Genomic DNA, 21,201 nt, shown 5'->3' on the forward strand with positions numbered 1-21,201 from the left:
CGGACACGCAGGTCCGCCGCTACTTCTTTCCCTGCGCTCGCAACCCCTCGAAGAACTCCGTGAGGATCGCGGCGCACTCGGCCGCGCGCACCCCGGCGACGATCTCGCAGCGGTGGTTCAGCCGCGGATCGTCGAGCAGCGTGAAGAGCGAGCGGACCGCGCCCGCCTTGGGATCGTCGCAGCCGTAGACCAACAGCGGGATCCTGGCGTTCAGGATCGCGCCGGCGCACATCGGGCACGGCTCGAGCGTGGCGTACAGCGTCGTGCCCTCGAGCCGCCAGTGCCCGACGGCGTTCGCCGCCTCGGCGATGGCGAGGATCTCGGCGTGCGCGACCGGGTCCTGGTCCGCCTCGCGCCGGTTCGCGCCGCGCCCGATCACGCGGCCGTCCTTGACGACGACCGCGCCGACCGGCACCTCTCTGCTGGCCGCCGCCTCGCGTGCGAGATCGAGCGCCAGGCCCATCCACATGTCGTGCTCGGAGGTCATGGGTTCCTCTCGAGGACGAGCTCCGGCACGCGGGAGAAGTGCTTCACGTTCCCGGTGAGCAGCGCCGCTTCGCAGGACAGGCAGATGCCGGCGATGAGAGAGTCGGCCATCCCGATTCCGACGCCAGACTTCTCCAGAGTTCTTCGGACCTGCGCCGCGCTGGCGGCGGCGGGGGTGTTGAGGGCCAACACGGTCAGCCCGTCGAGCAGATCCGTCACCGCCCTGTTCTGACGCGTCGTGTGCGCCCCGGCGAGGAGCTCGAAGGCGGTCACGGCCGTCGTGGCCAAGCCGCGTCGAATTTCGACGGCGACGCGCTCGGCGAACGGATCGCGCCCTCGAAGAAACTCGATGAGGACGTCCGTGTCCGCGACGATCATCGCCATTGCTCGCGGATCGCCTGCGTCCGGGAAGCGAGGTCATCCGCCTCCTTGGCGGACAAGGAGCTGCGCCGCCCGAGGGCGGCGTTGATGCGGGCCGTGCGGGAAGTGTCCTCGCTGAGATACTCGGAGAGGGCCTCCCTCACGATGTCAGAGAAGCCCTTCAGCCCGCGCTCCGCGGCGATGCGCAGCAGCTCTGCCCGTTGCTTGTCGTCGATTTCCACCGTGGTTCTCATGCCATCAAGATAAACTGCATGCACATGCATGTCAACACGGCGCCACGCGGCAGGTGGTGGTGCACCGCGGCGGCGGCGCACTGATTTTCGGATTTTCACCTGGAATTTGAGCGCGGTCCGGGTGTCCAATACATTCAGAGGAGATGCTGAAGACGTATTCCACGCCGTTGGTCGTCGCCGGGCTCGCGTTGGCGCTCGGGGCCGCGCTCGTCGCGGCGCCGGCGGACGCGAAGGCGGTCAACGAGGACCTGGACTTCCTTCCCGAGGGGTGGTTCGTGCCGGTCGGCGTCAACGTCGGGCTCGCGCTGCACGACGAGTACGAGAACAGCTACCTCATCGGCGGCGAGGCGAGCCTCGTCTACCTCGAGAACACGCGGATGATGTGGGGCGGCGGCTTCGTGGACGGCCTGTGGGACGACTCGAGCGGCACGTACCGGTTCTGCGCCGGCCCGGAGTTCGGCATGATGTTCGGCGGCGTGGAGCTCGGCTACCTCGTCGAGCGGTACGCCGAGGAGTGGTACCACGGGGTGCGCGCCGGGATCGTCGCGACGGTCGCCTTCCTCTCGGTGTACGGGCGCGTCGGGTTCCTGTTCGGCAACCCGGACGAGCCGACGATCGGCGAGCTTGGCGTGCTCGTGAAGCTCCCGCTGCCGCTGGAGATCTAGCCCTCACCCTCGGTCCCTCTCCCGGCGGGAGAGGGAGGCAACAAGTTCCGACGCCTGAATGAGCTGCTCCCTTCTCCCCACGGGAGAAGGGGCGGGGATGAGGGGGGTCAACCGGCGATCTTCTTCTTCTGCTTCCCGGGCTTCTTCGCCGCCGGCGCGGCCGTCTTCCCGGGCGGCGTCCACTTCAGCTTCGCGTGCGACGCCAGCCATTCGAGCACGGTGTTCCACCACAGGCGCGCGTTCTGCGGCCGCTGCACGAAGTGGTTCTCGTCCGGGAAGAGGAGCAGCTTGGACTCGACGCCCTTGCGCTGGAGCGCGGTGAACAGCTCGAGCCCCTGGCCGTACGGGACGCGGAAGTCGTTCTCCCCGTGGACCACGAGCGTCGGCGTCTTGAACTTCCCGACGTGATCCACCGGGTTGTGCTTGGCGTACAGCTCCGGCGCGTCCCAAGGCGTGCCCTTGTACTCCCACTCCGGGAACCAGAGCTCCTCGGTGGAGCCGTACATGGAGATCTGGTTGAAGACGCCGTCGTGCGACACGAGGCTGCGGAACCGGTCCGTGTGCCCGAGCATCCAGTTGATCATGAACCCGCCGTACGACGCGCCGGCCGCGGAGACGTTCCCGCCGTCGATGAAGGGGTGCTTCCCCACGAGGAAGTCGATCCCCTTCACGAGGTCGTCGTACGGCTTGCCGCCCCAGTCGCCGCTGATGGAGTCGGTGAACGCCTGGCCGTACCCGGTCGAGCCGTGGAAGTTGATCGCCGCGACGACGAAGCCCGGCGTCGCGAACATCTGCAGGTTCCACCGAAAGTGGAACTCGTCGCCGAACGCGCCCTGCGGGCCGCCGTGGACGAGGAGGAGGAGCGGGTACTTCTTCTTCGGGTCGAAGCCGGGCGGCTTGAGCAGGAACCCGTGCACCTTGTCGCCGCCGGCGCCCGCGAACTCGAACTCCTCCAGCGCGCCCATCTCGATGCCGGCGAGCGCGCCGTCGTTGACGTGGCTGAGCTGGCGCGCCTTCGCGCCGGACGAGTCGGCGACCCACACCTCCGTGGGGCGCGTCGCGGTCTGGCGCAGGAAGACGAGCCGCCCGCCGTCGGCCGAGACGAACGCGTCGGCGTTCATCCCCGCGGCCACGAGCCTCGTCACCACCCCGGACGGCACCGAGACCTTGTACACGGACTCCCGGCCGCGCTCCTGGGCCGTGAACACGATGTACCGCGAGCTCGGCGCCCACGAGAAGGCGCTGACCGAGCTGTCGAGCGAGTCGGTGAGCGGGATGCGCTTCTTCGACTTGCGGTCGTAGAGCACGAGCACGCGGCGATCTGCCTCGAAGCCCGGGCGCGTCATGGTCAGGTAGGCGATGTACGCGCCGTCCGGCGAGTGGATCGGCTCGGCGTCGCAGGCCGCGTTCGCGCCCGTAATGTTCTGCGGAACGCCGCCCGCCGTCGGGACCGCGAAGACGTCGTTGTTCGTGTTCCACGCCGGGTTCCGGGTGACGTTGGCCGTGAACGCGACCTCGGAGCCGTCCGGCGCGATCGAAAGATCCATCCGCCCGCCGAGGTCGATAGGCGGAGTGCGGAGCTCGCCCGGGGTGAGATCGCGGGGCTCCCCGCCGGCGAGCGGCACCCAGAAGACGTGGCCGCGCCGCGCGTCCAGCCAGGTGTCCCAGACGCGGATCGGCAGCTTGTCGTAGACGCGCGCCTTGACCTTGCCGCCGTCGATCTCCGCCGCCCGCTGCGCCGTGCACGCGAGCGTGTCGCACGAGGGGAACACCTGGATCACCGCCGCGAGGCTCCTGCCGTCCTTCGAGACCGCGAAGTTGTCGATGCCCACGGGCAGGTGCGTCAGCTGCTGCGCCTCGCCGCCGTCGACGGCGATCGCGAAGACCTGCACCGGCTCCGACCGCGCGGAGAGGAACGCGAGCCGGCCGTCCGGGAGCCAGCGCGGCGCGAAGTCCGACTTGTCTCCGGAGGTGAGCTGCCGCACCGCGCCCGAGGCGAGATCCGCGATCCAGACGTGCGACACGCCCCGGTTCGCCTCCATGTCGAAGCGCTTGACCGTGAACGCGACGAGCTCCGCGCTCGGCGACGGCTCGAGGCCGCCGACCCGGCCGAGGCGGTACAGGTCCTCGACCGTGAGGGTGCGCGGTGCGGCTGCGGCGGCGGCGCCGGCGAGGAGCGACGCGATGACGGCGAAGAGTGCGGTGGAGGTTCGCTTGCGATCCATGGACGATCTCCTCGGAAAGATGCGTTTTCGGTCACGGCTTTATACCGGATGGTGCCGAGAGAGCCAATCCCGACCATCGGCCTGCTCGGGGGCAGACTCCCCTGCAAGCGTTCGGGGAGTCAGCCCCGTCGCGCGGCCTCGACTCCAGATTGGGTCGGGACTCGGTCGGTCAGTCGAAGACGCAGATCGAGTCGGGGCCGTGGCTCGAGCTGGCGCACTCCTCGGTGGACAGACAGCCGAGGTGCTCGCAGGCGCCGCCGGTGCACGCCCAGTTCTCCTCCTCGAACAGGTCGACCGCGTCGTCGGGCACGCAGTCCGACGGGGCGGAGCAGGGCGGCGCGCAGATCGGCGGATCCGAGTACTCGGCGCAGACGAGCTCGGTCTCCGGGAACGCCTCCTGGCACTCCGCGGTTGTGGCGCACCCGGCCCAAACGCAGAAGTTCGACTCGCAGGTCCAGTTGTTCGCGTCGAACAGCGGCTTGCCGGCCTGCGCGCAGTCGCCCGCGACCGAGCACGGCAGCGTGCAGGTCGGCGTCGAGGCGGCGGTGTTGCAGACGATGCTCGCCACGGCCGGGAACGCCTCCTGGCACTCCGCGGTGTCCAGGCAGCCGAGCCACTCGCAGTACCCCGGCGCGCACGACCAGTTGTCGGCGGTCTGGGTGGCGATGGCGTCGATCGGGACGCACGTGGCCGTGTCGCTGCACGCGAGGTGGCAGAGCCCGAAGTCGGTGTCGGAGTCCGAGTCGGAATCGGAGTCCGTGTCGGAATCGGAGTCCGAGTCGGAGTCGGAGTCCGAATCCGAATCCGAATCCGAATCGGAGCCGTTCGAGCCGCCTTCGTCCTCACAGCCGATCGGCGCGGCGAGCGCGATCGCCGCCGCCGCGGTGAGCGCGAAAAACTTCGAGGTGTGTCGAGCCATCGTCTTTCCTTTCTCTTCTTTTCAAGTGCAGGGAGCGCATTCGGACGGACGGAATTCATTTCCCGCGCCGGGGACGCGGCTTGGGAGGTCTCTTCTCGGCGCGGGCCGTGCCGCCGGCGAGCAGGATCCTCTTCTGCCGGGTGCGCTCGGCGACCCCCGGGACGTCGACGGTTTCGCCGCGCTCGTCGACGCCGCACGCGTAGATCGCCGCCGCGAGGGTCCCCGGCAGCGGGATGAAGCTCTGCACCTGCTCCAGGCGCTGGCCCCGGCGGCGGAGCCAGTCCCCGGCGGCGTCCGCCTCCCTCGGCGAGCAGCCCGGGAAGCCGGAGACGAAGTACGGCACGAGGTACTGCTCCTTGCCCGCGCGCCGGCTCGCCTCGAGGAAGCGCCGCTCGAACTCCTCGAAGGCGCCGATCGCCGGCTTGCGCATCCGCGCGAGGACCCGCGGGGCGACGTGCTCCGGCGCGACCTTGAGGTGGCCGCCCGTGTGCGCCGCCGCGACGGCGTCGACGAACCGCGGATCCGCGAGCGCGAGGTCGTGGCGGATGCCGCTCGCCAGCAGCACGCGCTTCACCCCCGGCAGCGCGCGGAGATCGTCGAGCAGATCGAGCAGCGGGCCGTGGTCCCTCGAGAGGTTCCCGCAGATCTCCGGGTGCAGGCAGGAGGGGCGCTCGCAGCGCAGGCACGGGCGCTCGTCGCGGGGCCGGGCCGAGTAGGCGTTCGCGGTCGGCCCGCCGACGTCCGTGATCGTTCCGCGGAAACGATCGCGCCGCGCGAGCTCGCGGATCTCTGCCTCGATGGAGCCTCCGCTCCGCGCGACGACGGCCCGCCCCTGGTGCGCGGCGAGGGCGCAGAAGCTGCAGCCGCCCGGACAGCCGCGGTGCGAGACGACCGACCAGCGCACGGTCTCGAGCGCCGGGATCGGCTCCCGGTAGGCGGGGTGCGCCGTGCGGGAGAACGGCAGCTCGTAGGCCCGGTCGAGGTCGTCCGGCCGATAGCGCGCCGGCGGCTCGCACAGGACGAGCCCCTCCGGGTAGGCCTGCACGGTCCGCCCGAGGAAGCCGGGACCGGCGCAGCGCTCGAGGAGGGCGGCCTGTGCGACGAGCGACGACGGGCTCTCGATGAGCGCCGCGAAGGTCGGCAGCTCGACGTCCGCCGCGCCGATCGGCGGGTCGACGGAGGCTCGGACGATCCGCGCGGTGCCGGGGATGCCGAGCGGGCTCGTCCCGGCGGCGAGGCGCGCGGCGATCTCGACGGCCTGCCGCTCGCCCGGGCCGTAGACGAGGAGATCCGCCCGCGAGTCGACGAGGACGGAGCGCCGGATCGATCGGCTCAGGTAGTCGAAGTACGCGAAGCGGCGGCAGCTCGCCTCCACGCCGCCGAGGACGATCGGCAGCCCGGGGAACGCCTCGCGCACCCGGTTCGCGTACACGAGCGTCGCCAGGTCCGGCCGGCCCATGCCGGCGCCGCCCGGCGCGTAGGAGTCCGTGCGCCGGAGCCTTAAGTCGGCGGTCCTGTTGTTGAGCGTCGAGTCGACCGCGCCGGCCGTGATCCCGGCGAACAGCGCCGGTCGCCCGAGGGCGGCGAACGGCTCCTTGGAGCGCCAGTCGGGGCGCGCGACGATCCCGGTGCGGAACCCCGCGGCGACGAGGGCCCGCCCGACGGCCGCGGCGCCGTGGCTCGGGTGGTCGAAGTAGGCGTCGCCGGTCACGAGCAGCACGTCGATCTCGCGCCAGCCGAGGGAGTCCATCTCGGCACGAGACATGGGGAGGTGCGTGGGTTGGAGCGGCGCCACGAGGCGAAACATACCGCCTGGCGACGCATGGCGCGAGGATCCGGAAAAAAAATCATCGCCCGAGGTGCGCAAACCGTTGCGCGCCCATGAACGGAAATGGCATAAATCGCGCCGGGGGGATGGTTCTTGGGCGGTTCGTACTATCCCTGGACTTGAGTGATTCAGGGAGACAACGAAGGGAAGGGCGTCATGATCAAAGATGTCGATCGCGTTGGATCGTTCGGTCGCCTGATGCCGCGCTTGGCCGCAATCGCGACCTCTCTCGCGGCGCTGCTGCTCGCGCCCCTCGCGAACGCCAGCGAGGCCAACCTCAAGCTGCCGGACCTCACGAACACGGAAACCGCCATGACCTTCTTCGGCCTGTCGGGGCACGACCTCCTGATCTGGGGTATCGCGGTGTGCCTCGTCGGGTTCGCGTTCGGCATCTTCGTTTTCGTCAGCGTGAAGAAGCTGCCGGTGCACAAGTCGATGCTCGAGATGTCCGAGCTGATCTTCGAGACGTGCAAGACGTACCTGCTCCAGCAGGGCAAGTTCCTCCTGATGCTCGAGGTGCTCATCGGCGCGATCATCGTCGCGTACTTCGGCTTCGTGACGCCGGTCGAAGATCCGGCCACCAAGGAGGTGATCGGCCACGGGATGCCGTTCTCGAACGTCCTCGTCATCCTGGCGTTCAGCGTGGTCGGCATCCTCGGCTCGTACGGCGTGGCCTGGTTCGGCATCCGGATCAACACCTTCGCGAACAGCCGCACCGCCTTCGCCTCGCTCGCGGGCAAGGGCTACCCCTGCTACGGCATCCCGCTCAAGTCCGGCATGTCGATAGGCACGCTGCTCATCTCCACCGAGCTCATCATCATGCTCATCATCATGCTCTTCCTCCCGTCGGATCTCGCGGGGCCGTGCTTCATCGGCTTCGCCATCGGCGAGTCGCTCGGCGCGTCCGCCCTGCGCATCGCGGGCGGCATCTTCACCAAGATCGCGGACATCGGCTCCGACCTGATGAAGATCGTGTTCAAGGTGAAAGAGGACGACGCGCGCAACCCGGGCGTGATCGCGGACTGCACCGGCGACAACGCGGGCGACTCGGTCGGCCCGACCGCCGACGGTTTCGAGACGTACGGCGTCACCGGCGTGGCGCTCATCACCTTCATCATGCTCGCGGTCGCCGACGCACAGATCCAGGTCCAGCTGCTCGTCTGGATCTTCGCGATGCGCGTGGCGATGATCGCCACCTCCATCTTCAGCTACTTCCTGAACGACCTGCTGATCGCCCGGCCCAGGTACGGCAACGCCGTGAAGTTCAACTACGAGGTGCCGCTCACCACGCTCGTCTTCATCACGTCGATAGTCTCCATCGGCGTCACCTTCCTCCTGTCGTACCTGCTCATCGGCCCGGGCAACGCGGAGTTCCCGGCGATCAAGGGCAACGGCGACCTGTGGTGGCAGCTGTCGCTGATCATCTCCTGCGGCACGGCCGCCGGCGCCCTCATCCCCGAGATGGTCAAGGTGTTCACCTCCGTGCACTCCAAGCACGTCCAGGAGGTCGTCAACTCCTCCAAGGAGGGCGGCGCGTCGCTCAACATCCTCTCCGGCCTCGTGGCCGGCAACTTCTCCGGCTATTGGCTCGGCATGGTGATAGTCGCCCTGATGGCGGTCGCGTACCTCGTCAGCGGCATGGGGCTCGACGCCGCGCTCTCCGGCGACCCCATCATCGGCAGCACGATGGCCGCGGTGTTCGCGTTCGGCCTCGTGGCGTTCGGCTTCCTGGGCATGGGCCCGGTCACGATCGCGGTCGACTCCTACGGACCGGTGACCGACAACGCCCAGTCGATCTACGAGCTCTCCCTCATCGAGACGCAGCCCAACAGCAAGGAGGAGCTCAAGAAGACCTACGGGTTCGACGTCAACTTCGAGATCGCCAAGGAGCTGCTCGAGGAGAACGACGGCGCGGGCAACACGTTCAAGGCCACGGCCAAGCCCGTGCTCATCGGCACCGCGGTCGTCGGCGCCACGACGATGATCTTCTCCATCATCATGGCGCTGACCGAGGGGCTCACGGACACGGCGGCGGTGATGAAGCTGTCGCTCACCTACGCGCCGTTCGTGCTCGGCCTCGTCACCGGCGGCGCCATGATCTACTGGTTCACCGGCGCCTCCATCCAGGCGGTCGTCGCGGGCGCCTACAAGGCGGTCGAGTTCATCAAGCGCAACATGAAGCTGGACGGCGCCGAGAAGGCGTCGACCGAGGACAGCAAGAAGGTCGTCGCGATCTGCACGCAGTACGCGCAGAAGGGGATGTGGAACATCTTCCTCGCCGTGTTCTTCGCCACGCTCGCCTTCGCGTGCGTGGAGCCGTACTTCTTCATCGGGTACCTGATCGCGATCGCCATCTTCGGCCTCTACCAGGCCGTGTTCATGGCGAACGCGGGCGGCGCGTGGGACAACGCCAAGAAGATCGTCGAGACGAGCAAGGAGCTCGCGGCCGAGGGCAACGGCAAGGGCTCGGCGCTGCACGAGGCGAGCGTGGTCGGCGACACGGTCGGCGATCCCTACAAGGACACGAGCTCCGTCGCGCTCAACCCGATCATCAAGTTCACGACGCTGTTCGGCCTGCTCGCGGTCGAGATGGCGGTCGGGCTGAACGACGCCGGGCGGAGCAACCTGACGACCGGCCTCGCGGCCGTCTTCTTCGTGATCTCCGCGGTCTTCGTGTGGCGCTCGTTCTACACGATGCGCATCAAGTCGATGAAGTCGGAGTAAAACGAAGAGTAGGACAACTGGGACTACCGGGACAGGTAGGACCGGTGACGCGCATTCCCACCTGTCCCACAGGTCTCCGCTGTCCCACTTCTGTCATTGTCCCACATGCAGCTTCGCCCCCTCGACAATCCTTGAGACCAGCTGCGGGAACTCGATCCCCGCGTGCTTCGCGATCTCGGGCAGGAGGCTCATGTTGGTCATCCCGGGGATGGTGTTCACCTCGAGCACGACGGGCGGCGCGCCCTCCGGCGAGATGAGGTCCACCCGCGCGGCGCCGGCGCATCCGAGCGCCGCGTAGGCCGCGACGGCCGCGGCCTCGACCGGGGCGACCCGCGATCGCGGCACCCGCGGCGGGACGTGGTGCGAGGATCCGCCCGGGCCGTACTTCGCCTCGTAGTCGTAGAACTCGGCGTGCGGCTCGATCTCGACGCTGCCGAGCACGGCGCCGTCCAGGATCGCCGTGTTGATCTCGATCCCCGCGATGTACGTTTCGATCACCGCGCGATCGGCGCAGCGCCACGCGCTCTCGAGCGCCGCCGGGTACTCGCCGAGGTCGTGGACGATCGTGACCCCGACCGACGAGCCCTCGGTCGCGGGCTTGACCACTACCGGCAAGGCGAGCCCCTTCGGCAGCTCGGGCGCGCTGCCGCGCCTGAGGATTGCGCCCTTCGCGACCGGCACGCCCGCTGCGGCGAGCAGCTCCCGCGTGCGCTCCTTGTCCATGGCGAGCGCCGAGGCGAGAGGAGGGGAGCCGGTGTACGGGATGCCCATCACCTCGAGCATCCCCTGCACCGTGCCGTCCTCGCCCCACCGCCCGTGCAGGGCGATGAACACCGCGTCGACGCGGGCGGCCCGGATCTGGGCGGGAAGCTCGCGCGTCGCGTCGATCCGGACGACCGTGTAGCCCGACGCCTCGAGCCCGTCGGCGACCGCCGCGCCGCTGTTCAGGGAAACCCCGCCCTCCGCGGACCAGCCGCCCATGATCACGCCCACCCGACTGTACTTCATGGAACCCTCCGCCGCGCCGCGGGAGGCGCGCGCATCCCGAATGTACAGAACGGATGGCCGCGAGGTCCAAATTCCGGCCCCCGGGTATCCATCGGCCCCGATTTCTGGTAGCACGCTCCGATGAAGACGAACGCGCGGACCGTCGCCCTCGGCGTCGCCCTCTTCTCCGCGTCGATCCTCGGCTACGAGCTGACGCAGATCCGCGTCTTCGCCTATACGCTGCACCCCGTCATCGCGTTCACCGCGATCGCCATCGCCATGCTCGGGTTCGGGATCGGCGCGACGCTGCTCGCCCTCAGGCCCGCGCTCGCCGAACGCGGCGGGGACGACCTGCTCCTGCGGCTGGCGGCCGGCTTCGGGCTGTCGATCGTCGCCGTGAACCTGTGGTTCGCGCGCGTCTCGACGCGGATCATCGAGCCTGCGACGTTCTCCGTCGACGTCGGCTGGACCGCTGCGGTGATGCTGCCCGCGATCGTGCCGTACTGCCTCGCCGGGCTCGCCGTCGCGACGGTGCTCCATCTGCACGTGCGGCACATCGGGAAGATCTACTTCTGGAACCTCCTCGGCTCGGCGGTCGGCGCGGTCGGGATGATCCTCCTGCTTCGCCCGCTGGGCGGGACGGCGCTGATGCTCGTCTTCGCCGCGGTCGCCGCGCTCTCGGGCTGGCTGCTCGCCCCGGGCTCGAGGCGTTCGTGGCGGATCGCCTCGGTGATCCTCGCGGTCGTATTCGGCGCCGCCGTGCCGCTCGCCGCGTCGATCTTCCCGCTCTCGCCCGACGTCACGGGCTACAACGCGCAGTTCGAGCGCTGGGAGCGGAAGCAGGGCTACGGCGCGCCGATCCGGGAGCTCGACGAGTGGGACCCGGTCGGCCGGCTCGAGGTGCTGCGGCACGAGCGCAGGACGATCCAGGTGCCCGAGGAGATCGAGTTCCGGGTGATCACGGTCGACGGCGGCGCCATGACGCTCCTGCTCGGGGAGCCGGCGGGCGGGGCTCGGTTCGGGCAGGCGCTGTTCGGCGACAGCATCTACGGCATCGCCTATCAGCTGCTCGAGCGCCCGGACGTGCTCGTCATCGGCGTGGGCGGCGGCACGGACGTCGAGGCGGCGCTCCACGCAGGCGCCCGCTCGGTGACGGGAGTCGAGATCTCGCTGAGCACGGTGCGCGCCGTGAACGGGAAGTACGCCGACTTCGCGGGCTGGCCGAAGAACCCGGCGGTGAGGCTCGTGCACGCGGACGGGCGCAGCTTCGCCAAGAGCACGGGCGATAGGTTCGATCTCGTGCAGATGAGCGGCGTGGACACGGTGACCTCCCACGCGTCGGGGTCGATGGTCACCGTCGAGGACTACCTCTACACGGTCGAGGCGTTCCGGGACTTCGTCGGCCTCCTGCGGCCGGGCGGCTACCTGTCGGTCGTCCGCTTCGGCGACGAGGCGATGAACCTCTCGCACATCGCGATCGAGGCGCTCCGGCTCGCCGGGATCGAACGGCCGGAGTCGTGCGTCGCCGCGTTCCGGCAGAACCGGCTCTCCGGCGTGCTCGTGAAGCGGACGCCCTTCACGGCGGGCGACGTCGCGGCGCTGCGGCGCTTCGAGGCGCGCTCGGGGAACGCCGCGCTCAGCATCCCGCACTACGACCTGGTCGGCCTCCGGCTCGGCGATCCTCTGCAACTCCTGCAACCGCGCGGGGCGATCGACGCGCCGCGCTACAGGTTCTTCTTCGACGCGGCCGCCGAGGGCAGGGAGGACGAGGTCGCGGCGTCGAAGCTCGGCTCGACGTTCATCGTGCCGACGGACGATCAGCCATACTACATGATGGGCGCCTGGCTGTCCTCGATGCGCCACGAGGGGGTGGCGCACCCCGCCCTCAAGCTGCTCGTCGCGTCCTCGATCATCGTCGCCGCGGCCGCGCTCGTCCTGATCCTGATCCCCGTGTTCCCGCTCGTCCGGGCCGCCGCAGGGAGGCGCCGGGCGCTCGTCGCCACGAGCGTCTATTTCTTCGGGCTCGGCGCCGGGTTCATGCTCCTCGAGGTCGGCCTGATCCACCAGGCGATGGTGTTCGTCGGCACGCCGGGCGCCTCGGTCGCGGTCGTGATGTCGTCGATCATGGTGTCGTCGGGGCTCGGGAGCCGCTTCGTCGACGGCCTGTCCTGGCCGGCACCGCGGCGGCTCCTCGTCGCGCTCGCCGGGCTCGTCGCGGCGGGGTTGGGCTACAGGCTCGGGGCCGCGTCGGCGTTCGACGTCCTGTTCTCCCTGCCGATCCCCGGACGGTGCGTCGTCGCCGCGATCCTGATAGCGCCGGTCGGCTTCTTCATGGGCTGGTTCTTCCCGACCGGCCTGCGCGTCGCGGGAGTGACCTCCTCGCGGCTCGTGCCGTGGGCGATCGCGATCAACGGGTTCGCCTCGGTGATAGGCTCGCTGTGCACGTTCTTCCTCGGGATCGCGCTGGGATTCGGCGGCGTGTTCGCGATCGCCATGGCGCTGTACGTCGTCGCCGTCGTGGGCTACCTGCCGCTCGCGCGCTGGCAGGGTCCGCAGGGGGCGGGGGTCAGTCCACGGACGGGATCGTGATGTTGGCCGAGACGAGGTAGTTGTCGACGAAGTTCGCGTTGTCGTAGTCGATGGTCGCGGACGTCGGGGACGAGACGTAGGTGTCGACTGAAGTGCGCCAGGTCTCGGAGGACTCGTCGGCCGCGCCGTCGACCTGTGTCCAACCGGTCCCCGCCAGGGTGCCGAGGCTCGTGCAGTTGTCGAACCCGTAGCTCCACACGCAGACCGGCTCCGACGCGGTCGCGTCGGTCGTGATGCACAGGTCCTCGAGGTACCACTTGTCCGCGTTCTGGCCGGTGTAGCGGAACGCGACCCGGAACATGTCGCCGGCTCCGAGACCGGTCAGGGGGACGGGGTACCCCTGGAACCAGGTGGAGTCGGTCTCTCCCGAGATGTCCATGTCGGTGGCGTCCGCCACCACGGTCCAAGACGAGCTGTCCTCCGGGGTCGTGGAGCCCGTGGGGCCGACCAACACTTCGTGCCCGGCGTAGTCGTCGCAGTACCAGCAACGCTCGGTGGCGACTAGGTAGTAGTCCACGTCGGTATCCGTGTCGGTGTCGGTGTCGGTGTCGGAGTCGGTGTCGGAGTCGGTGTCGGTGTCGGTATCGGTGTCGGTATCGGTGTCGGTATCGGAATCGGTGTCGGTGTCGGTGTCGGAATCGGTGTCGGAGTCGGTGTCGGAGTCGGTGTCGGAGTCGGTATCGGAATCGGTGTCGGAGTCGGTGTCGGAGTCGGTATCGGAGTCGGAATCCGTGTCCGTGTCCGTGTCGGTTCCCCCGAACACCGGCACGCTGTCCCCGCACGATGAGAGCGCGGTCGCCGCGACGAATGCGCCGAGGATTACGAGAACGCCGAACCCGTGCTGTGCCAAGGTCTCAATGTATCGCGTCATGAGTACCCCCGTCTTCGTTCGTTGGTTTCCTTCGACAATCATGCCTAAAAACGGTGCGAGCGGCCACATGGAAACGATCCGTCCATTCATCCTACTCGGATGCGGGCGGCGCGGTGATCGACTTCATGTCCCGGCCGGCGGCGCGCAGAAGGGCGAGCAACGCGATCTGGGCCTTGAGCCGCGTCGTGATGAGGTTCACGTTCGTCGCCGACAGCGTGCGCCGGGCGTCGGTGACGACGAGCGAGGTGCCGGTGCCCGCCTCGTAGGACGCCTCGATGAGCGTGAGGGCCTCGCGGGCGAGCGCGACCTGCCGCTCCGCGATCGCGTTGGCCGACAGCGCGGAAAGGTACTCGCGGCGCGCCGTGCGGAGCTCGGTGCCCAGCTGCCTCGCCTTGTCCTCCTCCTCGATCATCGCCTGCTTCAGGGTCGCGCGCTTGTAGTCGAGATCCCCGTACCGGAAGTGGTTGTAGATCGGCAGGCTCAGCGTGAAGACCAGCGCCCAGCGGGAGCGGTCGTCGGATCCCATGTCGCCCGGCTTCGTGAACTGGTACTGGAGCTGCCACCCCACGTCCAGGGTCGGCAGGAACTGCATCCACGACGCGTCGAGCTGCTTCTCCATGGCGCCGATAATCGCCCGCTTCGCCGCGAGATCGGTTCGAGCGGCGGACGCCCGCTCCACGAGCTTCGCGTCGTCTCCCTCGGGCGCGGGCGCGAGCCCCGCCTCGACCGGCAGCGGCAGATCCTCGCAGCCCGTGAGCTGCGCGATCGTGTCCCGCGCGTTGTCGAACGAGTAGTGCGCCATCAGGAGATCCTGGCGCGCCGACTCGAGCTCGGTCTCGGCGCGGATGACGTCGATCCGGAGCCCGGTTCCCGCCTCGTAGCGCGCCCGCGCGACGTCGAGGTGGTGCTGCGACGAGCGGATCTGCTCCTCGTAGAGGCCGATCAACGACCGGGTCATCATCGCGACGTAGAACGCCTGGGACACGCCGAGCAGCAGCAGCTGCCGGCCGTCCTCGATCGCGAGCCGGGCCGCCTCGACGCCCTTCTTCGCCGCGCCGATCGTGAACCACGACTGCGCGTTGATGAGCGCCATGCCCGCCTCGAGCACCCCCGAGAGGCTCTGCTGCGGCGAGATCACGGTGTCCTGCATGTCGGTGGCGCCCATCATGGCCAAGAGATCCGGCGGCAGGCTGTCGGCGAAGTTGAAGCTGTCCTCGTGATCGCGGTGCATCAGCGTCAGCTTGGCCTGCAGGCCCGGCAGCACGAGCGCGTACGCCTGCTTGAGCTGCGCCTCGGCCTTCTCGACCTCCAGGCGCGCCGCCTCGATCGTGAGGTTGCGCTTGTCGGCGAGCCGCAGCGCCTCGTCGAGCGTCATCTCCGGCCCCGGCGTCGTCGGCGGCATGTCGATGATCAAGGGGGCTGGCGCCTGCGGGGGCGCCGGCACCGTGGCGTCGCCGTCCTGAGCCCCGGCGCGCGCGCCGAACGCGAGGAGCACGGCGAAGAGGATGGCGGAAGCGGTTCGGGCACGGGTGCGTGTCATGTCGTCCTCCAAGACGCCCACACCCTACCTCGACTCGCGGCGGTTTTCCATCCGCGAAAGCGGCCGTCGGATCACAGGCGCCAGATCGGCCCCAGATCCACGAGCAGCGCGATCCCGCGCCCCGGCCCGTTGACCGACGACCCGTGGCACCTGTACGCCGCGTCGAACGCGTTCTCGAACGCCAGCGACACGAGCAGCAGATCCCGCAGCCGGTAGCTCGCGCGCAGGTCGAGCACGGCGAAGCCGGGCGTCCCGCCCGCGGGGATCCGCGGATCCGAGAGATCGGAGATCGTCAGGCCGTGGTGGCCCAGTCGACGTCGACGAGATCGGCACCACCCTCCATGGCGGCGTCCCGGTAGTCCAGAGTCGCGCAGCCGAGCTCGACGAGCTTCTGCCGTTCGAGGATCGCCATGCCCCGCAGGAGCGCGAAGTCGAGCTGCGCGATGGCGAGCGCCTGCGTGTCGGGGTCGGCCGCGGGCACGAGCGCCGCGAAACCGAGGAATGCCGTCGTCGTGAGCCGCATCGATTTCCTTCCGGGCAAGGGCCAATCCGAGCGGGATGCGTCGGAGATTACCACCGAATCGTCCGTCCGGTGATACAATAGAAGCCCACTGGGGATCGTGCAGGGGAGGTACGGCATGGAGATCGTATTGCGAATCTGTCTCGTGATTGCGGCGACCGCGTTCGCCTGCGCCGGGTGCGAGGGCGCGGGTGAAGCCCGGGAGGGATCGGACGCCGACACGGACGGCGACACCGACAGTGACAGCGACAGCGACAGCGACACCGACGCGGACACCGACGCCGACACCGACCCGGGCAGCTACGGGACGATCCAGGGCGTGGTGCTCGCGCCGAACGGCGACTTCCCCGTGTCCGGGGCGCTCGTGTACGTCACGAGCGGCGACGCGGTGCCGATCGAGGACAACGCGTACTGCTACGAGTGCGACGACATGACGGGCAAGAAGTGGACCCTGTCCGGCGCAGACGGGAGCTGGTCCATCACGGGCGCGCCCGCCGGCACGCGCAACCTCGTCACGCGCAAGGGGTTCTTCCAGCGCCAGCGCGAGATCGAGATCGTCGCCGACACCGTGACCGACATCCCGGCGGAGACGACGACGCTCCCGTCCGCGGACGGAGGGGAGGGCCTCGACGTCATCCCGAACTACGCGGTGCTGCTCAACACCTGGGATCAGCAGCACAACCTGCTCGCGAAGCTGGGCCTCGGCGAGCTCGACGGCTCGGGGAACCTCCTGTACGGCACGGAGCAGTTCGACATCTTCAACGACGACGAGTCGACGGGGACCTACGCGTGGTCGTCCGCGCTGTTCGCGGATCAGGGCACGCTGGACCACTACCACATGGTGTTCTTCCCGTGCACGTCCTCGTACAACGGCGTCGCCTTCGTCAACAACCACGCGACGATGCTGCAGGCGTACGTCAACGCCGGCGGCAAGATGTACAGCTCGTGCTGCACCGCGCTGTGGAACGTCGCCCCGTTCCCGGGCTACATCGACTACTACGGCGACGACTCCCCGGATCAGTTCGACATCGGCCGCATCACGAGCTCCGCGTACTCCACCACCGGCGAGACGCTCGATCCGGAGATGGCGGCGTGGCTCGAGATCGTGTCCGTGAGCGATGCGTCGAGCGTGCCGTTCAACAACGGCTACGTGAAGATCGACGGCTTGAACGACGTCGACGACGGGCACGGGCTCGAGGACGACGGCTTCTGGGTCAAGCCCAAGCAGTGGATCGTCGACAACGGCTCGTACCCCGGATCGCCGCTCATCGTCACGTACAACTGGGACTGCGGGAAGGTGTTCTACTCCGTGTACGAGACCTCCCACGACTCGGGGACGGCGATCTCGCCGCAGGAGTACGTCCTCCTCTACGTCATCCTCGAGGTCGGGGTCTGCGAGGGCGAGTACGAGGAGCCGGAGTAGGCGCCGAGCGTCGCGCGGACCGTCTGCGCGAGCGACAAGAACGTGAACGGTTTGCGGAGGTAGCCCGCGACGCCGTGCCTGTCCAGGCTCACCGCGCTCGTCCCGTCCATGTAGCCCGACGTGATGACGACCGGGACTCGGACGCCGCGCTCCCGCATCAGCTCGAGCGTCCGCACGCCGTCCATCTCGGGCATGACGACGTCGAGCAGCACGAGATCGAAGCGGGCCTCCGGCTCCGCCAGCCGCGCGAGGGCGGTCGCGCCGTCCGGGCAGCACGTGACCTCGTAGCCGAGCTCCGTGAGCATGTCGTGGATGGTGGTGCGCAGCATCTCGTCGTCGTCGACGACGAGCACGCGGCCTTTGCCGCGGGGCAGGTGCGGATCCTCGGGCTCCGCCGGGAGGAGGCTGGCGCGCGCCCGCGTGAGGAACATCTTGAACAGCGAGCCGCGCCCGACCTCCGACTTCACCGTGACGAAGCCGCCGTGCTGGCGCGCGATGTTGTAGACCATCGAGAGGCCGAGCCCGGTCCCCTCGCCGGGCGGCTTCGTCGTGAAGAACGGATCGAAGATCTTCTCGAGCACCGCCTCGTCCATGCCGATGCCGTCGTCCTCGACCTCGATGCAGCAGTAGTCCTCTTCGTGTTCGACGCTCGGCTGGCGCTCGAGCGCCACCTCGGCCGGTTCGGCGTCGCGGACGCGGATGATCAGGGCCCCGCGCGACGACATCGCGTCCCGGGCGTTGATGCACAGGTTGAGCAGTGCCTGGGTCAGCGACGTGGCGTCGCCTCGGACGATGAGCGGCGCGTCGGTCTCGATGACCGAGATCTCGACCCCCGCGCCGAAGGTGTTGCGGCAGAGGTTCGCGACGTCCCGGGCGAGCGTGTTCAGGTCGAGCGGCGCCGTCTCGACGATCGATGTCCGCGAGAACGTGAGCAGACGCTTGACGACCATGCGGGCGTTCTCGCCGCACTCCTGGACGACGGCCAGCTGTTGCGCGAGCTTCTCCCGGGTCGCCCCGGGATCGAGCTTCGTGATGAGGCGCTCCGCCAGCGAGGTCGATCCGATGATGCTGCCGAGGATGTTGTTGAAGTCGTGGGCCAGGCCGCCCGCGAGGCGCCCGATGGTCTCCATCTTCTGCGACTGGGCGAGCTGCCGCTCGAGGTGGACCTGTTCCGCCACGTCCCGCACGCTCATCGCGAACGCCTCCGTGCCCTGGTACTCGACCGGCGCCGCGACGGTCCGCACCGGGGTGGCGCTGCCGTCGGCGCGGAGCAGCGACGTCGGGCTGTCGAGCATGTCGCCCGGCGCGTGGGACGGGCGCTGCGTCTGCGCGTCGACGCGCAGGAAGTCGGCGACCTTGCGGCCGACGACTGGCAGCTGGGGATCCCCGGCCATCTCGACGAACCGCTTGTTGACGGCCAGGATCGTCGTGTTCCTCGAGACGATCACGATACCGTCCGGGACGTGCTCGAAGAGATCGTGGTAGTGGCGCTCGGAGACGCGCAGCTCGCGCGTCACGTGGCCGATGATCCAGCCCACGACCGCGAGGCACAGCGCGATCGCGATCTCGTCGATGAACGTGATCTCGATGGGGGTGCTCCCGAGGAAGGCGAGCAGGTAGCCGCTCGGGAGGTAGAGGCGGAAGCAGACGGCGGACAGGGCGAGGTGGACCGCCGCGGATCCGATGCCGGCGAACAGCACGAGCTTCCGGCTCTTCCTGAGCGCCGCGAGGCCGAGCATGACGAAGTAGAGGGTCGTGATCGGGCCGTTGACGAAGTTCAAGGGCAGCACCGCGATGAACGCGATCTGCATGAGCGTCACGAACAGGATGTCGACCGCGGTCGAGAAGAACGAGAGCCAGGGGCGGTACCAGCCCTTCGAGATGACGAGGAGGTACACGGCGCTCATCGCGGCCCAGGTGATGATGCCCGTCCCGCTGAGAAACAGCGGCGTCCACACGGCCTCGGACGTCGTGCCGAAGTAGGTCAGGACGATCGGCAGCGAGATGCTGGCGATGACCAGCCGCACCAGGGACACGAGGCGCTCGCCGTCCTTGAGGGGCGCGTCGGTCGACGCCTGCTTGAACCAGGACCTGCGTTTCGGGTGGACGCTCAAGATGCTCTCTCCTCCGCCGCCCGCGCGGCAGGCGCGACCTCTGCGGCGTCGGACCGCGGCAGGTAGAGCCGGAAGAGGACGCCTTCTCCTCCTTTCGCGCTCACCTCGACGAAACCGTCGTGCCGGCGCGCGAGCTCATGGACGGCGGCGGTGGCGGGATCGCCAATCGAGCAGTCGTCCGCGACCGTCGCGCACAGGTAGCTGCGCCCCGGCGTCGCGTCGGGGTGGCTCGCGTAGAACGACCGGGTCGTCGGGGCGTCCTCTAAGCCCAGCGCGATGCGGCCGCCCAGGGGGGTCGAGTCGCCGGCGTTGAGGCAGACGCTCAGCAGCGCCTGCTTGAGGGCGCTCTCGTCGCCCCAGACGGTCGGCTCGCCCTCGGCCGCGCAGTCGAGCCGCAGCTCGATCGTGTCGCCGAAGGTCTTTCGGCAGAGGGTCGCCACGTCGGAGAGCACGCGCGCGAGCGACAGCCTCCGCGGCTCGGCGGCGGAGGTCCGCGTGAAGTCGAGCAGCTTCCTGACCACCTCGCGGGCGTCCCGCCCCCCGTTCTCGATCGCCTGGAAGTGCTTCACGAGCTTCTCGCGGTGCGGGGGCGCCAGGCGTTCGGAGACGCGCGTCGCGATGGACGCCGCGCCGAGGATGCCGCCGAGGATGTTGTTGAAGTCGTGAGCGAGCCCTCCGGCCAGGCGGCCGATCGTGTCGATGCTCCGATTCCGCGCGAGCTCCCGTTCGAGTCGCGAGTGTTCTGCGACGTCCCGGACGCTCAGCACCGTGCCCGTGCCTTCGGCGAGCGCGATCGGCGTGGACGCGATCCGGACCGGCGACGAGCTGCCGCCCGCCCGCCGCAGCGCGAGGCGCGGCTCGACGAGCGACGTCGACCGGCGCTCGCCGGCGCCGGGGATCGACTCCAGGAGCGCGTCCAGCTTCGTGCCGACCAGCGACGACGGGGCGGCGCCCGACATGGCGGCGAACGTGCGGTTGACCGTGGCGATCGTTCCGTTCGGGCGCGTGATGACGATGCCGTCCGGGATCGCCTCGAACAGCTCGTGGTAGTGGCGCTCCGAGTTGCGCAGGCTGCGCGCGACGTACGCGACGAGCCACCCGACGACGACCATGCTGATCGCCCTGGCCATCTGATCGGTAAAGTTGATCCCCGTGACGACGCTGCCGTCGACGACCAAGTAGTGAGTGCCGCTCGGGACCGAACCCGCGAACAGGAGTCCGGTGATGAGGACGTAGGCGAGCGCCGAGGCGATTGCGACGACCACGACGAGCGCCGGCCCGCGGCGAAGCGCGGCGAGCGTGATGTCCAGGAAGAACAGCGCCGCGAGGACGCCGCTCGTGAAGTTGTGATTCAGCGACGCCATGAGAGTGAAGGGCATGGCACAGGAGAGCGCGACGTCCGCGCCGCCGGACAGGTAGGACAGCCACGGCTTGTACGCCCCGACGTGGACGAGGTGCAGCGTAAGCGCGCTGATCGACAACCAAGCGATCACGACGGCCATCGGGCCCAGGCCGGCGGCGGTGTCGCCCGGGTTCGCGACGATGGCGGCGAAGACGAGCGCGGAGCCGACGGCCCCCATGGCGAGCCGGACGCGGGAGGCCTGCCGCTCCCCCTCGAGCGTGGGCGTGTTGGCGCGGGGCTCCGTGCGGCGCGCCGCCGCGTGGTGCGGGGTCGTGCTCATGAACGCGAGGGAAG

Annotated in this window: 17 protein-coding genes; 4 read left to right on the forward strand and 13 right to left on the reverse strand. The window is 69.1% G+C overall.

Annotated elements, in window-relative coordinates; genetic code table 11:
* Positions 1–19: 19 nt before the first annotated feature.
* From tadA to M0R80_12755, 3 genes are read right to left on the reverse strand one after another with little or no spacing between them, the layout of a single operon-like run.
* Positions 20–487, reverse strand: coding sequence for a tRNA adenosine(34) deaminase TadA (gene tadA / locus M0R80_12745; protein MCK9460498.1), 468 nt, complete (start codon positions 485–487; stop codon positions 20–22).
* Positions 484–870, reverse strand: coding sequence for a type II toxin-antitoxin system VapC family toxin (locus tag M0R80_12750; GenBank protein ID MCK9460499.1), 387 nt, complete (start codon positions 868–870; stop codon positions 484–486). Before M0R80_12750 ends, tadA begins: the two co-directional genes overlap by 4 nt.
* Positions 861–1,100: a ribbon-helix-helix protein, CopG family gene (locus M0R80_12755; GenBank protein MCK9460500.1), complete on the reverse strand. Its 240-nt coding sequence runs from the start codon at positions 1,098–1,100 to the stop codon at positions 861–863. Before M0R80_12755 ends, M0R80_12750 begins: the two co-directional genes overlap by 10 nt.
* Positions 1,101–1,243: 143 nt before the next feature.
* On the opposite strand from M0R80_12755, the gene M0R80_12760 reads away from it, so the two are divergent.
* On the forward strand, positions 1,244–1,765 hold the full coding sequence (locus M0R80_12760) for a hypothetical protein (protein ID MCK9460501.1): 522 nt from the start codon (positions 1,244–1,246) through the stop codon (positions 1,763–1,765).
* A gap of 107 nt (positions 1,766–1,872) precedes the next feature.
* Here M0R80_12760 and M0R80_12765 read toward each other — a convergent pair whose 3' ends face one another.
* The 3 genes from M0R80_12765 to M0R80_12775 form a co-directional block, all read right to left on the reverse strand.
* A complete protein-coding gene (locus tag M0R80_12765; GenBank protein MCK9460502.1) occupies positions 1,873–3,990 on the reverse strand; it encodes a S9 family peptidase in 2,118 nt (705 codons plus the stop codon).
* Positions 3,991–4,159: 169 nt separating this feature from the next.
* The gene (locus tag M0R80_12770) at positions 4,160–4,909 is read right to left on the reverse strand and encodes a hypothetical protein (protein MCK9460503.1); all 750 of its coding nucleotides are present in this window, start codon (positions 4,907–4,909) and stop codon (positions 4,160–4,162) included.
* 55 nt (positions 4,910–4,964) lie between these two features.
* On the reverse strand, positions 4,965–6,716 hold the full coding sequence (locus tag M0R80_12775; protein ID MCK9460504.1) for a YgiQ family radical SAM protein: 1,752 nt from the start codon (positions 6,714–6,716) through the stop codon (positions 4,965–4,967).
* Positions 6,717–6,935: 219 nt separating this feature from the next.
* Here M0R80_12775 and M0R80_12780 point away from each other — a divergent pair, with 219 nt between their 5' ends.
* Positions 6,936–9,461, forward strand: a complete 2,526-nt coding sequence (locus M0R80_12780) for a sodium-translocating pyrophosphatase (GenBank protein ID MCK9460505.1) — start codon at positions 6,936–6,938, stop codon at positions 9,459–9,461.
* 93 nt (positions 9,462–9,554) lie between these two features.
* Here the strand turns inward: M0R80_12780 and M0R80_12785 are convergent, their stop codons facing one another.
* Positions 9,555–10,469 (reverse strand): D-alanine--D-alanine ligase, encoded by a 915-nt coding sequence (locus M0R80_12785; GenBank protein ID MCK9460506.1) that lies wholly within the window; start codon positions 10,467–10,469, stop codon positions 9,555–9,557.
* A gap of 120 nt (positions 10,470–10,589) precedes the next feature.
* On the opposite strand from M0R80_12785, the gene M0R80_12790 reads away from it, so the two are divergent.
* Positions 10,590–13,037, forward strand: coding sequence for a hypothetical protein (locus M0R80_12790; GenBank protein ID MCK9460507.1), 2,448 nt, complete (start codon positions 10,590–10,592; stop codon positions 13,035–13,037).
* Here the strand turns inward: M0R80_12790 and M0R80_12795 are convergent.
* The 4 genes from M0R80_12795 to M0R80_12810 all read right to left on the reverse strand — a co-directional run bounded on the left by M0R80_12795 (position 13,015) and on the right by M0R80_12810 (position 15,971).
* A complete protein-coding gene (locus tag M0R80_12795; GenBank protein ID MCK9460508.1) occupies positions 13,015–13,908 on the reverse strand; it encodes a hypothetical protein in 894 nt (297 codons plus the stop codon). The genes M0R80_12790 and M0R80_12795 overlap by 23 nt on opposite strands.
* A gap of 91 nt (positions 13,909–13,999) precedes the next feature.
* Positions 14,000–15,448 (reverse strand): TolC family protein, encoded by a 1,449-nt coding sequence (locus M0R80_12800; protein MCK9460509.1) that lies wholly within the window; start codon positions 15,446–15,448, stop codon positions 14,000–14,002.
* A 71-nt stretch (positions 15,449–15,519) separates the two neighbouring features.
* Positions 15,520–15,684, reverse strand: coding sequence for a hypothetical protein (locus M0R80_12805; GenBank protein ID MCK9460510.1), 165 nt, complete (start codon positions 15,682–15,684; stop codon positions 15,520–15,522).
* Between the two features lie 56 nt (positions 15,685–15,740).
* Entirely contained in the window at positions 15,741–15,971 is a 231-nt protein-coding gene (locus tag M0R80_12810; GenBank protein MCK9460511.1) for a hypothetical protein, read from the reverse strand.
* A 115-nt stretch (positions 15,972–16,086) separates the two neighbouring features.
* Between M0R80_12810 and M0R80_12815 the strand changes: the two genes are divergently transcribed.
* Positions 16,087–17,391 carry a carboxypeptidase-like regulatory domain-containing protein gene (locus M0R80_12815; GenBank protein ID MCK9460512.1) on the forward strand — a complete coding sequence of 435 codons (1,305 nt, stop codon included), beginning with the start codon at positions 16,087–16,089 and terminating at the stop codon, positions 17,389–17,391.
* On the opposite strand, the gene M0R80_12820 is transcribed toward M0R80_12815, so the two are convergent.
* Together M0R80_12820 and M0R80_12825 are read right to left on the reverse strand one after the other, a co-directional pair.
* Entirely contained in the window at positions 17,337–19,505 is a 2,169-nt protein-coding gene (locus M0R80_12820) for a response regulator (GenBank protein MCK9460513.1), read from the reverse strand. The genes M0R80_12815 and M0R80_12820 overlap by 55 nt on opposite strands.
* Entirely contained in the window at positions 19,502–21,187 is a 1,686-nt protein-coding gene (locus tag M0R80_12825) for a PAS domain S-box protein (GenBank protein ID MCK9460514.1), read from the reverse strand. The genes M0R80_12820 and M0R80_12825 overlap by 4 nt, the downstream gene beginning before the upstream one ends.
* Between the last annotated feature and the right edge of the window lie 14 nt (positions 21,188–21,201).

This window comes from Pseudomonadota bacterium, from assembly GCA_023229365.1.
Lineage (GTDB): Bacteria > Myxococcota_A > Polyangia > JAAYKL01 > JAAYKL01 > JALNZK01.